Source organism: Anaerobacillus sp. (assembly GCF_046314235.1).
In the GTDB taxonomy this organism is placed as follows: domain Bacteria; phylum Bacillota; class Bacilli; order Bacillales; family Anaerobacillaceae; genus Anaerobacillus.
The window spans coordinates 102,175-116,912 of the sequence record NZ_JBKBWN010000010.1 but is presented as its reverse complement, the minus strand read 5'-3'; the positions used below and the strand labels follow the sequence as shown (position 1 = coordinate 116,912).

The window sequence follows — 14,738 nt, the reverse complement described above, 5'->3', positions numbered from 1 at the left end:
TAATTTTTAAATTTTGCTGTCATCCTTTATGGGTGGCAGCATTTCGTCATTTTTAGGGGTAATGAGTTTGATTGTTTTTCTCAATTACATCCACCTGTACCTACTACATGTATAAAAGTCCTCACAAAATAGCAAAGGGAGATGAGAACATGGAAGATAATTTAGAGTTAAATAAAGATAAAGAACCATTACAAACAAATCAATCATTAATTGCGGAACATCAAGAGTTAATCTTCGCTTTACTTGGTGGTTTATTTTTAGGTTTAGGATTTATTTTACAAAAACTAGACTTACAAACTTTTGCAATCGCTGCTTTTCTAGTATCCTATGGAATCGGCGGTTTTTATAAAGCGAAAGAAGGTCTTACCGATTTAATTGTTGAACGTTCCTTAAATGTTGAGTTATTAATGATTTTAGCTGCGATTGGGGCTGCAATTATTGGCTATTGGACAGAAGGTGCAATTCTGATCTTTATATTTTCACTTAGCGGAGCACTAGAGACGTATACATTGAATAAGAGTCATCGCGAGATATCTGCTTTAATGGAGTTACAACCCGAGGAAGCAACCGTGCTTGTTAATGGACTTGAGAAGATTGTTGCAGTTACTGCATTACAAATTGGAGATCATGTTTTAGTTAAACCTGGTGAACGAATTCCGACTGATGGAATGATAATTAAAGGGCAAACGACTATTGATGAAGCTGCAATCACGGGCGAGTCAATGCCTGTCGTAAAAAAAATCGAAGATCATGTCTTCTCGGGAACAGTCAATATGAATGGAGCTATCACCGTCGCTGTTACAAAACCAAATGATGAAACACTTTTCCACAAAATAATTGAATTAGTTCAAACAGCTAAAGATGAAAAATCACCCTCACAGCTTTTTATTGAAAAGTTTGAAGGAACTTATGTAAAAGGAGTTTTAATTGTAGTTACTCTAATGTTGTTTGCGCCACATTATTTACTAGGATGGAGCTGGACAGAAACGTTTTACCGGGCGATGGTAATGCTCGTGGTCGCCTCGCCATGTGCGCTAGTAGCATCAATCATGCCAGCCTCATTATCAGCCATTTCTAATGGTGCCAGAAATGGCATTTTATTTAAAGGTGGTGTTCACCTTGAAGCTTTATCCTCTATTAAAGCGATTGCCTTGGATAAGACAGGGACCTTGACAAAGGGCAAACCTGAAGTGACAAACGTGATTATAAGAGATGGTTTTTCTGAGGAAGATTTCCTTTATGTAGTGGCATCGGTTGAAAGTTACTCTACACATCCATTGGCAGAAGCTATCGTTAGTTACGCAAAAAAACAAAACATAAATTCGCTTACTCACCCTGATGATGTTGAAGATGTTACTGGTTGGGGAATTAAAGCTTCTCTTAATGGTAGGCAATTTAAGATCGGCAAACGTAGCTTTATTGGTGATGAGATCGCAGATAAATTTTATAAAGATGAAGCCGAAGAACTTTCTAGCTCTGGAAAAACATTAGTGTATGTTGCTGACTCAGAAGGCATTTATGGGATAATTGCTCTTAAAGACACCGTTCGCGATGTCGCTATTGAAGCTATTCGCCGCTTCCACGAAGCAGGAATTCACTCAATTATGATTACTGGTGATCACGAAAAAACAGCTCAGGCAATCGCCAAAGAAACAAACATCGATGAACATATTGCAAACTGCTTACCTGAAGCGAAGGTTGAGAAAGTAAAACAATTAAAGGAAAAGTATGGGTCGGTAGCTATGGTGGGTGATGGCATTAATGATGCCCCAGCATTAGCAGTCGCTACTGTTGGCTTTGCAATGGGAACAGGCACAGACGTAGCAATTGAAACAGCAGATATTGTTCTAGTAAAAAATGATTTAGCAAAGATTGCAAAGGCTATTGAACTATCTAAAAAAATGAACCGAATAGTTAAGCAAAATATAGTTTTTTCTCTTTCGATCATTGTCCTTTTGATCATTGGAAACTTCCTTCAGCAAGTATCCCTACCACTGGGCGTAATTGGACATGAGGGGAGTACCATTTTAGTTATACTTAATGGCTTGAGGTTACTGAGAGGATAACTTTATAAAGAGGTAGTAATGCGTAGCACCCTACTACCTCTTTGTATTATGTCATTTTATCGCTCGATTTTTCTTTTGATAAAATTAGAGATGATTTTATTTAATTCATTACTATGTTTAGTGGGAATTTGATGTTTTGCACCGGTGATATAAACGATATCAACATTGGTTGGAACATTTTTCAAAAAGAGTTCTTGATAATCATGAACATAATGATCGTTTGCACCATACACAAGTAGTAGTGGCACAGTTAATTCATGAAGACGGTCAGTCGATTTGTAATGGAGACCTTCGTTGTACATATGACGCAACACTTCTGGATCTGTTTTTTTTACATAATCCGCTAATTCTAACTCGTAAAGCTTAGACCTTGTATGCGAGGTAGCTAGCGCAAAGGACATAAGCTTCATTAATTTAAACTGAGCGGCATAAATTCCCAAACGAAACTCATTTTTTAATAAAAAGCTATTAACTTCAGGGAAACCCCCACAAAGAATAAGACCAAGAACACGATCAGGATAAGTCAATACAAATTCTTGGGCGATTGAACCACCGTTAGAATAACCACAAACAACGACCTTTTCAGCACCAATTTCATCTATTATTGTTAATATATCTTCTACAATGAGAGACATCGTAATTTCTGCAGCTTCATTGGTACTTCTACCATTGCCACGTAAATCGATAGTAATCATTTTAAAATGATCAGCTAAAGGACGTTGCCGTTTAAAGGTAACATGACCCATCGCCGGGGGATGAATAAATAGTATCGGCGTTCCTTCTCCATACGTTTCATAGTAAATTTCAGTTGAATCACGATGTTTTGCAAAAGGCATGATTATGTACACCACCAAAGTATTTTTCGATATTAGTATTGTTTACTGAGATGGCGAATTTATGCTTTATTAGTGAAAAGAATTAGCTTCAAAGGTACATATCTATCATAGTTTGCAAGAACTAATGCCTTTGAAGCTATAGACTTGCTATCTACTTTGTAATTAGTGGTAGTAGCATTTGGAACGCTTTATAACCTAAGAAAATTCCCATAATACCCATAATACCTGATAGCACAGGTGGTGCCGGTATAGGTAATTTTAGAAAAGCAAAAATAAAGCCAACGATTAACCCTGCAATTAATGCCATGAAAATTTCATTCACAATTGTTCACTTCCTTACTAAAATGAATATTAAATATTTTCTATTAAGAGAAATCCACACTTATTGTAACACGTCTGATGTCAGACGACTATATAAAAATAAGATTTCCCAAAAGCAAATATCAGACACCAATGAAAGTTCACTTTCACCAACACGGATGTAACTATGACCGACACATAACATCCAATTGAAGAAAGTGAACTTTCCTGTAGATACTATTTACAGGGTAGACACCTCGTTCACTATTTTTTAATTGTGTACGTACATACACATCTATAGCAGCGAGGTGCGCTGGCACTTATGGGAAAACCTCATAATCGACTAAACTAAATTGTACAATTGCCTACATTCGCTCTGGTGCAGTTACACCAATTAACGTTAACGCATTCTGAATTGTTTGTTGTACCGCCTTCATAAGCGCAAGACGCGCTTTACTTTTTTCTTGGTCATCTTGATCAAGAACTTTTTCAGCATTGTAAAAAGAATGTAATGCTGCTGCTAGCTCATAGACATAATTCGTAATTCGATGTGGTATTGACTTTTGGGCCGCTTCTGAAACTGCTTCTGGAAACTCACCTAATTTTTTCAACAAATCAAATTCTTTTTCACTTTCTACTAGGGAGAAGTTAATATCATTACTAATTGAAAGTCCCATTTCTTCTCCTTGCCTTAGAATACTGCAAACACGAGCATGAGCATATTGTGCATAGAAGACTGGGTTTTCATTAGATTTGGAAACAGCTAAGTCCATATCGAAGTCTAGTTGCGTATCGGCACTGCGCATTGCGAAGAAATAACGAGTGGCATCAATGCCTACTTCTTCCATCAAGTCACGTAATGTAATAGCATTACCTGTTCGTTTACTCATTTTTACTTTTTCGCCGTTTTGATAAAGAGAAACCATTTGGATAATTTCAACATCTAGCTGATCTTTATGATAGCCTAATGCTTGGATTGCCGCTTTCATCCTTGGAATGTAACCATGATGATCAGCACCCCAGATATTAATTAGCTTCTCAAAACCTCTTTCTAGCTTATCGCGATGATACGCTATGTCAGGAGTTAAATAGGTATAAGAACCATCATTTTTGATCAGAACACGATCTTTATCGTCACCGTAAACTGTCGATTGGAACCAAGTAGCTCCATCCTTTTCATAGGTTTCGCCTTTTTCTTTAAGAAGCTCGAGGGTCTCAACTACCTTCCCATTTGTATAAAGAGAAGTCTCTGAAAACCAATGGTCAAACTCGACTCTAAACTCTTTCAAGTCATTCTTTAGTTTTTCAAGCTCTTTCTTTAAACCGTATTCACGGAAAAACGCTAAGCGCTCTTCTTCTGTGTCATTCACGAAACGATCACCAAACTCTTCGGCCAACTCTTTGCCAAAGCCAATAATGTCTTCACCATGGTAACCACCTTCTGGCATTTCGCCAGCTAGTCCTAATGCTTGCATGTATCTAGCTTCAACTGACAAGGCAAGGTTATTAATTTGATTACCTGCATCATTAATATAATATTCTCTAGAAACATCAAAGCCTGCTTTTGCTAGAATGTTACATAGTGAGTCCCCTACTGCAGCGCCGCGGGCATGTCCAAGATGTAAACTTCCCGTTGGATTAGCAGAAACAAACTCGACTTGGACTTTCTTACCGTTCCCTACATTTGTTTGGCCATATTCACTACCAGCATTTAAAATCGCTGGAATTAAATCTGTTAAATAACTATTATTCATGTAAAAGTTAATAAAGCCAGGGCCAGCGATTTCAATTTTTGATATAGAAGCTTTGCTTTTGTCAAATTGAGCAACTAGCTGTTCTGCAATTTGGCGTGGCGCTTTTTTGGCAACCCGGGCAAGCTGCATTGCTGCATTTGTAGCATAATCTCCATTTACTTTATCTTTTGGGATTTCCAAAACAATATCAGGAATTTGCTCCTTAGTAGCTAGTTCAGCCTTTTCAATTGAGGCAATTATTTCTTGCTTTAAATTTTCTTTCACTTGCTCAACAGTATTCATAAATATTTCCTCCTAAAATTAATCGTCACTTCATAGTTCCCTGCAAATTCTGACTGCATATGTAATTGATAAGAAAGGTGAATGCTTCCTAGCACTTCCTTTTCAGTTATTTCGATGTTAATTTGCTTCGTTGTTGTATTCATCAGCATTGTCGCAAAAGTGCTACGATAAACACCCTCCGTTGTTTCCCCTTCAATAAAAAGTTGCTTCATCGAGACTGCACCTTGACGGATGACTGACACGGTACCACTTTCACCAATTTTTACAATTTGGTTGACTGGGCCGACTTCTTGATTTTCTTCTTTAAATTGAAGATAAAGACCGCTAGCTTTTCTAAACAGCCTTCCCTCGGTAGATAGATCGATAACTTGTTTTTGATCACCATCTGTTATTTGTGTTTTTAGGGAGACAGAAACTAAAGTCCCTTCTTGATTAGCCAATGTTCTTCATCCTTTTCTAACCATAACGTCTAGGACGGTGCCCGGCACCGCGTAAAGCTCTTTCAAATAAGCCTTCACTATTATACAACATAGAAAAAAGAGTTTAAAGTTAGAATGTAGGCTACGAAGCACGGCTTTCACAACTCTACACTCTACACTCTAAACTCTAAATTGTTATATCCTTAGAAACTGAAAAGTTATCCAGCTACAAGCGCCAACTGCTCCTGCGGTTACTCGTCGCAAAATTGCGGAGAAGTAGCTCACAGAAGTATTTGGCTCGAGGTCAACCTGACAGGAATAAAAGTAAAAAACACTTTTTTTCCTGTCAGAACATTTGCTTGACGCCGCTAAGCAGGCGCTCTTCGCATTTCTTATTTAACCCAACCTAATAAAATTTCACGAACAAATTTACTAGCGGCAATTTGTGTTTGCTCAGAATGGTCATAAACTGGTGCTACTTCTACAATGTCAGCACCAATCACATTGATATTCGTATCGGCAATTAAATGGATTGCTTGTAAAAGCTCTTTTGAAGTAATTCCTCCTGCTTCAGCTGTTCCTGTTCCAGGAGCTGCGGACGGGTCTAATACATCGATATCGATGGTAACATAAACATTTCTACCTGCTAATGTTGGTAGGACTTGTTTTAATGGTTCTACAACATCAAATTTAGCCATGTACATGCCTGACTCTTTTGCGTACTGGAACTCTTCACGCATTCCTGAACGAATTCCGAATGAATAGACATTTTGTGGTCCAATTAATTCACAAGCTTTGCGAATTGGAGTGGAGTGGCTTAATGGCTCACCCTCATAGTGTTCACGTAAATCAGCATGCGCATCAATATGAATAATGACAAAGTCATTGTACTTTTTCTTTAACGACTTGAAAATCGGCCAAGATACTAAGTGCTCTCCACCCAGTCCTAACGGGAATTTATTGTCAGCTAAAAGCTTGTCAACAAATTCTTCGATCATATCAATGCTTCTTTGGGCATTTCCAAATGGGAGCGGAATATCTCCCGCATCAAAAAAGTTTACCTCTTCCAAATGTCGGTCCAAATATGGGCTATATTCTTCTAATCCAAGAGACACCTCACGAATTCTAGCTGGACCAAAACGAGAACCAGGACGAAAACTCACCGTAAAATCCATAGGCATTCCGTAAAGAACGGCCTTACTTTCTTCATAAGTGCTATTTGTTGCAATAAACACATTACCTGAATAGGCTTCATCAAATCGCATTTTATTTTCCCCCTTACTTTATTAAATCTTGAACGAACTTCGGTAAGGCAAATGCTGCTTTATGAAGCTCTTTTGTATAATATTTTGTTTCAATTTCATGGAAACGCTCTTCTTCAACTTCTAGTGGATCATATTTTTTCGAGCCAATTGTAAATGTCCAAAGTCCACTTGGATACGTTGGGATATTCGCTGTGTAAAGTCTTGTAATCGGAAATACCTCTTTCACATCTCTTTGAACGTTTGTAATTAAATGACTATGGAACCAAGGATTATCGGTTTGCGCTACGAAAACACCATCTTCTTTAAGTGCTTTTGCAATTCCTTCATAAAAACCTTTTGTAAATAGGTTTACTGCAGGTCCTACCGGCTCTGTAGAATCAACCATAATTACATCATAAACTGCCTCACTTTTAGCGATATGCATAAAGCCATCATCGACTTTAACATCAACACGAGGATCTTCTAATGCTCCTGCAATGCTAGGTAAGTATTTTTTAGAGTACTCAATAACTTTCCCATCAATTTCTACTAAAGTCGCTTTTTCAACAGATGGATGCTTTAGAACTTCACGAATAACTCCTCCATCACCGCCACCTACTACTAGAACGTTTTTAGGATTCGGGTGTGTAAATAATGGGACGTGAGCTACCATCTCATGATATACAAACTCATCTTTCTCTGTTGTCATAACCATCCCATCTAAAATGAGCATGTTACCAAACTCAGCAGTTTCGACCATATCTAATTTTTGAAAGTCTGTTTGTTCTGTATGTAACGTACGCTTAATTTCTGCTGTAATCCCAAAATACTCTGTTTGCTTCTCTGTAAACCATAATCCCATTTTAATTCACCTCTACATTTATATTTTTCTTTCTTTATCTTTCCCTAAATTTGGTACAATAACGCTTTTTTCTTTAGCTATAAAAAACGATGAGGCTTCGTAAAAATCGAACTTTAGCTGCTTATTAAAATATAAAAAACCCGGAATATTAGCACCGAGTTGCTTAGTTCCTACCAATATGATCATGCGCACTACAAAAAAAGTATATATGACTTTTCTTAAAAATCAAGAAAAATTTTCATTGTTTCTCAAATCTCACCTTAGGAGTATAAAAATGCCTGTTAAATCCAACAATGGAAATTAACTTAACGTCTTTAAAAATAGTTGTATTAAACACAATTTCAAAAAATCGTAAGCAAGTAGAATTTACGATGTAGAATGCAAAAATTACAAAAGCATACTTGAAGCTCTAGTTTCAATATTCTACACCTAAAACTACAATCTTCTTAAGTAAAGGGTGGATACGATGGAAGTCATCACTAGAAAAAAATATCATAGAAGAGTTGGTCTAGTAAGGAGACTTATCAGGCTAATTTTAGTTGTAGGTATTATAGTAATGGGAAGCGTTATTGGTTTATTAACGTATGCCAAAATGCAAGGACCTCCACCTTTGCAAGTTCAACAAACAACTGTCTTTTACGGCAGTGATCAATCTATTATCGGCCAGCGGGTTGTCGGTCAAAATCGACATTGGATCTCTCTTGATGAGATAACCCCTTCAGTTATCGAAGCTACAATTGCCATTGAAGACCGAAAATTTCACCGCCACTATGGCTTTGATTTTTTAAGAATTGGTTCAGCGATAGTTAAAAATATTCAACAAGGTACAAAAGCACAAGGTGCTAGTACAATTACCCAACAATATGCGCGAAACTTATTTTTAAGTCACGATAAAACGTGGAAACGTAAATGGAATGAAGCGATTTATGCTTTGCGGCTTGAAATGAACTATTCAAAAGAAGAAATCTTAGAGGGCTATTTAAATACGATTTATTATGGTCACGGTGCTTACGGCATTGAGGCTGCAGCGAACTTCTATTTTCAGAAAAGCGCTAGGGATTTAAACATCGCTGAAGCATCTATGCTTGTTGGTATTCCAAAAGGACCTTTATACTATTCACCGATCCGAAATTATGAACGTGCTAGAGGAAGACAACAGCAAGTTCTAAACGCAATGGCAGCAGAAGGCTATATTACCATAGAAGAAGCTAGAGACTTTTATGATGCACCGTTAGAGCTAGATCATGAAGAAGCGATGCATTCAGCTGCTATTGGGCCATACTTTCAAGACGTTGTCGACCAAATTTTGACTGCTGAATATGGGGTAGACCCGCAACTCATTGAAGCCGGCGGTTTACAAATCTTCACAACCCTGGACCCTAACATGCAAAGAAAAGCAGAGAAGTGGGTCGAAGAAGAATTAAAAGGAACCGAGCTCCAAACTGCACTTATTGCGATCGATCCTCGTACTGGCGACGTCAAGGCTATGGTCGGGGGTAGAAACTATCAAGAGAGTCAATATAACCGTGCAACTATGGCAAGAAGATCACCTGGTTCAGCTATGAAGCCGTTACTCTATTATGCTGCCTTGGAAAATGGTTTTACTGCAGCTACACCATTAACAAGTGAAGAAACGACTTTTGTTTTTGATGAAGGTAGAGATACTTTTTCTCCGAGCAACTTTAACGGAAAATTCGCAAATGACTTTATGACATTAGCAAAAGCTATTGCTTTATCTGATAACATTTATGCGACGAAAACGCACTTTTTTCTTGGGTTTGATCAACTAGTAAACACTGCAAAAACACTAGGAATTAAGAGTACTCTCACCGAACTTCCTTCATTAGCGCTTGGAACAAAACCTGTACGAGTTTTAGAAATCACCAACAGTTATAGCGCCTTTGCTAATGGTGGAAAGAGAGTCGAGCCACGTTTTATTACAAAAGTGATTGACAGTAATGGAAAAGTTATAATCGACCAAGAACCTATTGTTGAGCAAGTAATTGATCCAAATTTAGCCTATATTATGACCGATTTAATGAGAGGAATGTTCAATTTAAACCTTAGTAGCGACCATAGTGACATTACAGGGCGAAGTATTCTTCATCTTTTACATCGACCCGTCGCAGGAAAGAGTGGAACGACTGAATCAGATAGTTGGATGATCGGCTATACACCACAATTACTAACTGGTGTTTGGGTTGGGCATGACAGAGGTAAATTGAAAAGCGGAGAAGGGCAACATGCGAAGCGAATTTGGGCTAAGTTTCTTGAAGATGCATTAGAAGATAAGCTCAAGCTTCCATTTGCAAAACCTGCAAATGTTGTAGCAGTGAAAATTAACCCTGATAACGGCCGTCTTGCCACAGATGCTTGCCCAGTACAACATGTTAGCTATTTTGTAAAAGGCACTGAACCTGTAGAATATTGCCAAGAGCATCTTAGTAACCCAGAAAGTATAGAAAGAGCAAAAGAAGAGATTGCAGAAATTGAAGAGACAAAAAAAGAAAAGGTATTTGATCGCTTTTTAAAGTGGTTTAGCGGCGGAGAATGAGGTATTTGTAACTGTGGGATTTTTATCTATAGTTAAAGGAGCTAACTTTGAGTAGAAGTTAGCTCCTTTTAGTGTCCTAGTATAAAGAACATTTATACTAATTCCAGTTTACTTATAGTGTAAACAAATTACAAGGAATTCACAATTTGTTCACAACTAAACACCGAGGTCCTCTCGAAGTTTCTGTTCAGAATTATCCCACATTTTTTCGTTGAAGCCTTTTAGAAATTTACCTAAAGCTTGTTTAGATACGCTATCCATATGTTCAACGATAATTTGTCTTTTTAACGACTTATCCATTTTATTGACATGGTCTGGTAAACTTTTATAGCCGCGACGAATTTCACGATCAACAGTTAATTCACAAGCAGTTACCCCTGCATAATATGCACCTTTTGCATTATGATCAACCGTAATCCAAATTAACCAATACGGCTTACCATTTGGCACTTCATCTTTGTTCGGTAAAAATTTAATTCCTTTTTCTACCTCACTTCTTGCATGCATTGCCCCCATATCAACGTAAGTTTCACCTGAAAGAACATCTACAAATACAGGAGTCATATTATCTAAATTTAAAGTACCAGCACCGTAGCCGCCATGCGTCGATTCGCCGCCTAAAATATTAAAACCACTGCCTTTTTTACTGTTTTTATTATTTAAAAGGTCCACTTGCTATCCCACCTTTTTCTGATTTTTTTCAGTTTATCATAATGAAAGTCCTCTATGCACGTTCGGAGCTTCCATTTTTACTGAAGGAATTTTTTTTTGTTTGTCGAATGATAATAGATAGTGTACCTAATTTTGATTTATTTAAAAGGAGAGATTAACAGCTATGCCATTTATAACCGTTAAATTGCTAGAAGGAAGAACAGAAGAACAAAAGAAGGCTTTAGTAGAAAGAGTAACTGAAGCAGTTAGTGAAACTGCAAATGCACCTAAAGAAAATATTTTTGTGATCATTGAAGAAATGACTAAAAACCACTTAGCGGTGGGCGGCGTTCTTAAAAGTGACCAATAAAAAAATTGTGTCCTAAAGTTAATTCAAAAAGGGTAACTCATAAGTGTCAGTCACTTTGCTTGAGTCACCCTCTCATTTTATTTATCCGGCCTATTTTTATAGCTAAGGCTTGTCCAATTTTTTAGGTTAATTGCCGTAAATTTTCGATATAGGTAAAGGCATCAGTAATTTCTTCTTCCGTGTAGTTTAACTTTGCCTTTACGGTTTGGACTTTTTCAATCATTTCTTCTTTTGTTAAATCTTCAAAAAAGAGAAGAGTAGAGACGAGCTCCAAGAAACGGGAGCTCTTTTCATTTATATCCAACGTAAAGTCTCTTAAGTTTGGCATCTCTAAGCTCGACATTGATAAGAAGTTCGTTCCTTCTTCTGATAGTGTATAGCGGTATTGGTAGTATCCACCTTTTTGTTCTTTTGTTTCATGAACAAAACCTAGGTTGCACATCTCTTCAATCTTTAAAGTCAACTCTTCTGAATAAGGTCCATAAAAGTGGAAATTATATCTCTCTTGAAATGGGAAATTGATTTTTTTGGCGATATAAATGATTTTTTGCAGTTTTTTACGTCCAATGACTTCTCCTGCTTCACGAATTAACGCCATAATTTTTGCGTGCTCATTTAACAACCTATTCTCCCCCTATTTAAAAAGTATTGCTTTAATTTGTCTCTTAACCTCTTTATGCTTTGTTTCATCAGCTAAAACATCTAATGGAAAATATAATTTATGGTCTGTTCGCTTTTTCCCTGAAATTGCTTCAACTACATCAGATTCCCTTGATAACTCTCGTAAATCACCACCAGGAGTTAATAGGAAAATCGGAATTCGTTCTCCTTCTTCACCTGGCCGATAAAAATCGTATGGTAAGTCAGATGAGGAATCAATGACTAAATAATATTCAGGGTCTATCCCTGCTTGCTTGAAAAGGTCAATCAGTGTTGGCCACTCATTCCATTGCTTACTAGGATTAAATTCGACGTACTTAAACAATTTTCTATCATTAAATCTAACACATAAGTCGCTTAAAATTCTATCTTCTTCATCTTGCCAAATTTGGAAATAATACATGATTATCGCCTCATCTAGCCTCAAATAATCTTCTAAACTCAGTTTTTCATTAAATAAGGAGAAAAAATGGGTCGGTGCCTGTTTAAACTGGTAATTTTGTTGATATAATAATTTTGCACGGTGGAGAATTTTACTCAAAATTACTTCAGCACTTCTTGTAACTGGATGAAAATACACTTGCCAGTACATTTGATACCTGCTCATAATATAATCTTCAACCGCATGCATACCGCTTTGTTTAAAAACAGCTTGCTCTTCAGTTGGACGCATGACCCTCATAATCCGTTCCATGTCAAAGTGACCATAACTTACACCCGTATAATAAGCATCTCGTTGTAAATAGTCCATTCGATCAGCATCAATTTGACTGGAAATCAGACTGACAACAAGTTTGTTTGAATACGTTTTGGCAATAACATTTGAGACCTTGTTTGGAAAATCACTACTAACTTTACGGAGAACCTTATTAATTTCTGTATTACCTAATATAATTTTTCGAGTCCATTCTTCATGATCTGTATGAAAAACTTTTTCAAAGGTGTGAGAAAACGGTCCATGACCGATATCGTGGAGGAGTGAGGCTGATAAACATACTAATCTTTCACTTTCGTCCCAGTGCTCCCTACCATCGAAATTTTCAATAATACGTCGCATAATTTCGTAAACACCTAGAGAGTGATTAAACCTTGTGTGCTCGGCACCATGAAACGTAACATAGGTAGTTCCTAATTGACGAATTCTTCTTAAGCGTTGGAATTCTCTAGTTCCGACTAGTTCCCAAATTAACTGGTCTCTAACATGAATGTATCTATGTACAGGATCTTTAAAAACCTTTTCTTCTTCAAGTTTTCCTAATATATTCGTCACAACTAGCACCCCTTTCAACTATTCCGTCTTTACCAAACTTATTATAAATTAAAAAGTGTAATATTTGCTACTTGATATTTATAAGAAAAGCGCAGAGCGCTCGGAGCTAGACAACTTTTAAAGTTCAAAAAAGTTATACTTTTTTATTTTTACTTTTTTCAAAAAAAAACGTCGCCTTCAAGGAGCAAAGCGACGGTCTTACTTAAGCTTCTTCTGTATTTTCTCAATTAGTTGGTCCTCATTTGGCGCAGCAACTGGACGATTATTGACAAAAGCAAAAGATTTTTTCCGGCCAGGGCCACAATACGATTGGCAACCAATGTGAAGTTCTGCCTTTGGATCTAAATCTTTTAAGCGAGGTACAAGTGTTTTAATATTCGTAGCCTGGCAAACATCACAAATTTTTATTTCATTATTCATATATCAAAACCCTTTCATTTTACTATCTTGTTCATAAAAATCCGCTGATAGTATTAGAAAAATTTTAGTATGTTTGAGATAAAGTCTAAACTGTATTTTACACTTGATAGTACTTGTTATGCAAATGAAAGATTTGCTATTATGAAGGAACATTAGCATTTTACTAAGGAGCTATTAAACGTTGAGTATACATACGATAACAAATTGGCGATTTATTGATCAAACAACCTTTGGACCAACCTTTAGTCCACTTATATCTTTCGCTACCGATGATACCCTATGTACTTCTGTAGGCGAAAGTGTGTCAGAGCCAGTGATTAGAACATGGATTCACCACCACACTGTCGTACTTGGAATTCAAGACAGTAGGTTACCGTTTATTAATGATGGAGTTGCCTACTTACAAAAGTATGGTTACGAAGCGATTGTACGAAACTCGGGCGGCTTAGCAGTCGTTTTAGATGATGGGATTCTTAACATTTCGTTAATCTTTAAGGAAGATAAACAAATATCGATAAATAATGGCTATGATGCTATGTATGAACTAATAAAGACTATGTTTGCTGATAAAACAACCAGGATTGAAGCACGGGAAATTGTCGGTTCTTACTGTCCTGGCACATACGATTTAAGCATCGATGGTAAAAAATTTGCAGGCATATCCCAGCGGAGGGTGCGCGGTGGGGTTGCAGTGCAAATTTACTTATGTGTAAAGGGGAGTGGTAGTGAGCGCGCTGCTCTAATCAAGCAATTCTATGATATCGCTGTGAATGAAAGCGAAACAAAGTTTACTTACCCAGTTATTATTCCAAACACGATGGCATCATTAAATGAATTACTTGGGCTTAACTTAACCATTCCAGATGTAATGATACGTCTTTTAAAAACTATAAAGCATAATTCTTCTATTACCATTCAACAAACACAATTACTTACGGAAGAATTACCACTATTTGAGACTAACCTTATGCGGATGAAGAAAAGAAATGAGGAGTTTGTGTAGTCTTGTAGTAGGTTTAGTGAATCCTCAAAAAGACTGACTAAAAAGGC

General features: G+C 37.0%; 13 protein-coding genes and 1 pseudogene. 4 read left to right on the top strand and 10 right to left on the bottom strand.

Annotated elements, in window-relative coordinates:
• Positions 1-149 precede the first annotated feature (149 nt).
• Entirely contained in the window at positions 150-2,066 is a 1,917-nt protein-coding gene (locus ACK4M9_RS14855; protein WP_409852088.1) for a heavy metal translocating P-type ATPase, read from the top strand.
• A 56-nt stretch (positions 2,067-2,122) separates the two neighbouring features.
• Here ACK4M9_RS14855 and ACK4M9_RS14850 read toward each other — a convergent pair whose 3' ends face one another.
• The 6 genes from ACK4M9_RS14850 to speE all read right to left on the bottom strand — a co-directional run bounded on the left by ACK4M9_RS14850 (position 2,123) and on the right by speE (position 7,763).
• Positions 2,123-2,902 carry an alpha/beta fold hydrolase gene (locus tag ACK4M9_RS14850; protein WP_409852085.1) on the bottom strand — a complete coding sequence of 260 codons (780 nt, stop codon included), beginning with the start codon at positions 2,900-2,902 and terminating at the stop codon, positions 2,123-2,125.
• A 151-nt stretch (positions 2,903-3,053) separates the two neighbouring features.
• On the bottom strand, positions 3,054-3,224 hold the full coding sequence (locus tag ACK4M9_RS14845) for a XapX domain-containing protein (protein WP_409852082.1): 171 nt from the start codon (positions 3,222-3,224) through the stop codon (positions 3,054-3,056).
• Positions 3,225-3,567: 343 nt separating this feature from the next.
• A complete protein-coding gene (gene argS / locus ACK4M9_RS14840) occupies positions 3,568-5,238 on the bottom strand; it encodes an arginine--tRNA ligase (RefSeq protein WP_409852080.1) in 1,671 nt (556 codons plus the stop codon).
• Positions 5,235-5,678, bottom strand: coding sequence for a YwiB family protein (locus ACK4M9_RS14835; RefSeq protein WP_409852077.1), 444 nt, complete (start codon positions 5,676-5,678; stop codon positions 5,235-5,237). Before ACK4M9_RS14835 ends, argS begins: the two co-directional genes overlap by 4 nt.
• 371 nt (positions 5,679-6,049) lie before the next feature.
• The gene (speB, locus tag ACK4M9_RS14830; RefSeq protein ID WP_261180350.1) at positions 6,050-6,922 is read right to left on the bottom strand and encodes an agmatinase; all 873 of its coding nucleotides are present in this window, start codon (positions 6,920-6,922) and stop codon (positions 6,050-6,052) included.
• Positions 6,923-6,935: 13 nt separating this feature from the next.
• Positions 6,936-7,763, bottom strand: coding sequence for a spermidine synthase (gene speE / locus ACK4M9_RS14825; RefSeq protein WP_409852074.1), 828 nt, complete (start codon positions 7,761-7,763; stop codon positions 6,936-6,938).
• Between the two features lie 466 nt (positions 7,764-8,229).
• On the opposite strand from speE, the gene ACK4M9_RS14820 reads away from it, so the two are divergent.
• Positions 8,230-10,317 carry a transglycosylase domain-containing protein gene (locus tag ACK4M9_RS14820; RefSeq protein WP_409852072.1) on the top strand — a complete coding sequence of 696 codons (2,088 nt, stop codon included), beginning with the start codon at positions 8,230-8,232 and terminating at the stop codon, positions 10,315-10,317.
• A 156-nt stretch (positions 10,318-10,473) separates the two neighbouring features.
• Here the strand turns inward: ACK4M9_RS14820 and ACK4M9_RS14815 are convergent, their stop codons facing one another.
• A complete protein-coding gene (locus ACK4M9_RS14815; RefSeq protein WP_409852070.1) occupies positions 10,474-10,989 on the bottom strand; it encodes a YwhD family protein in 516 nt (171 codons plus the stop codon).
• A 160-nt stretch (positions 10,990-11,149) separates the two neighbouring features.
• On the opposite strand from ACK4M9_RS14815, the pseudogene ACK4M9_RS14810 reads away from it, so the two are divergent.
• Positions 11,150-11,338 (top strand): annotated as a pseudogene (locus ACK4M9_RS14810) (2-hydroxymuconate tautomerase); the annotation flags it as partial.
• Between the two features lie 121 nt (positions 11,339-11,459).
• On the opposite strand, the gene ACK4M9_RS14805 reads toward ACK4M9_RS14810, so the two are convergent.
• From ACK4M9_RS14805 to ACK4M9_RS14795, 3 genes are all read right to left on the bottom strand, one after another.
• Positions 11,460-11,960 carry a YwgA family protein gene (locus ACK4M9_RS14805; RefSeq protein WP_409852064.1) on the bottom strand — a complete coding sequence of 167 codons (501 nt, stop codon included), beginning with the start codon at positions 11,958-11,960 and terminating at the stop codon, positions 11,460-11,462.
• Between the two features lie 12 nt (positions 11,961-11,972).
• Positions 11,973-13,268, bottom strand: a complete 1,296-nt coding sequence (locus tag ACK4M9_RS14800) for an HD domain-containing protein (RefSeq protein ID WP_409852061.1) — start codon at positions 13,266-13,268, stop codon at positions 11,973-11,975.
• Between the two features lie 198 nt (positions 13,269-13,466).
• Positions 13,467-13,688: a YuzB family protein gene (locus ACK4M9_RS14795; protein ID WP_409852059.1), complete on the bottom strand. Its 222-nt coding sequence runs from the start codon at positions 13,686-13,688 to the stop codon at positions 13,467-13,469.
• Between the two features lie 181 nt (positions 13,689-13,869).
• Between ACK4M9_RS14795 and lipL the strand changes: the two genes are divergently transcribed.
• The gene (gene lipL / locus ACK4M9_RS14790) at positions 13,870-14,691 is read left to right on the top strand and encodes an octanoyl-[GcvH]:protein N-octanoyltransferase (RefSeq protein WP_409852058.1); all 822 of its coding nucleotides are present in this window, start codon (positions 13,870-13,872) and stop codon (positions 14,689-14,691) included.
• Positions 14,692-14,738 lie beyond the last annotated feature (47 nt).

Bases quoted from the DNA above. Each gene is read 5' to 3' on its own strand.
- ACK4M9_RS14820 (WP_409852072.1), top strand. From the start codon at position 8,230: ATGGAAGTCATCACTAGAAAAAAATATCATAGAAGAGTTGGTCTAGTA.
- argS (WP_409852080.1), bottom strand. From the start codon at position 5,238: ATGAATACTGTTGAGCAAGTGAAAGAAAATTTAAAGCAAGAAATAATT.
- speE (WP_409852074.1), bottom strand. From the start codon at position 7,763: ATGGGATTATGGTTTACAGAGAAGCAAACAGAGTATTTTGGGATTACA.
- ACK4M9_RS14795 (WP_409852059.1), bottom strand. From the start codon at position 13,688: ATGAATAATGAAATAAAAATTTGTGATGTTTGCCAGGCTACGAATATT.
- ACK4M9_RS14855 (WP_409852088.1), top strand. From the start codon at position 150: ATGGAAGATAATTTAGAGTTAAATAAAGATAAAGAACCATTACAAACA.
- ACK4M9_RS14850 (WP_409852085.1), bottom strand. From the start codon at position 2,902: ATGCCTTTTGCAAAACATCGTGATTCAACTGAAATTTACTATGAAACG.
- speB (WP_261180350.1), bottom strand. From the start codon at position 6,922: ATGCGATTTGATGAAGCCTATTCAGGTAATGTGTTTATTGCAACAAAT.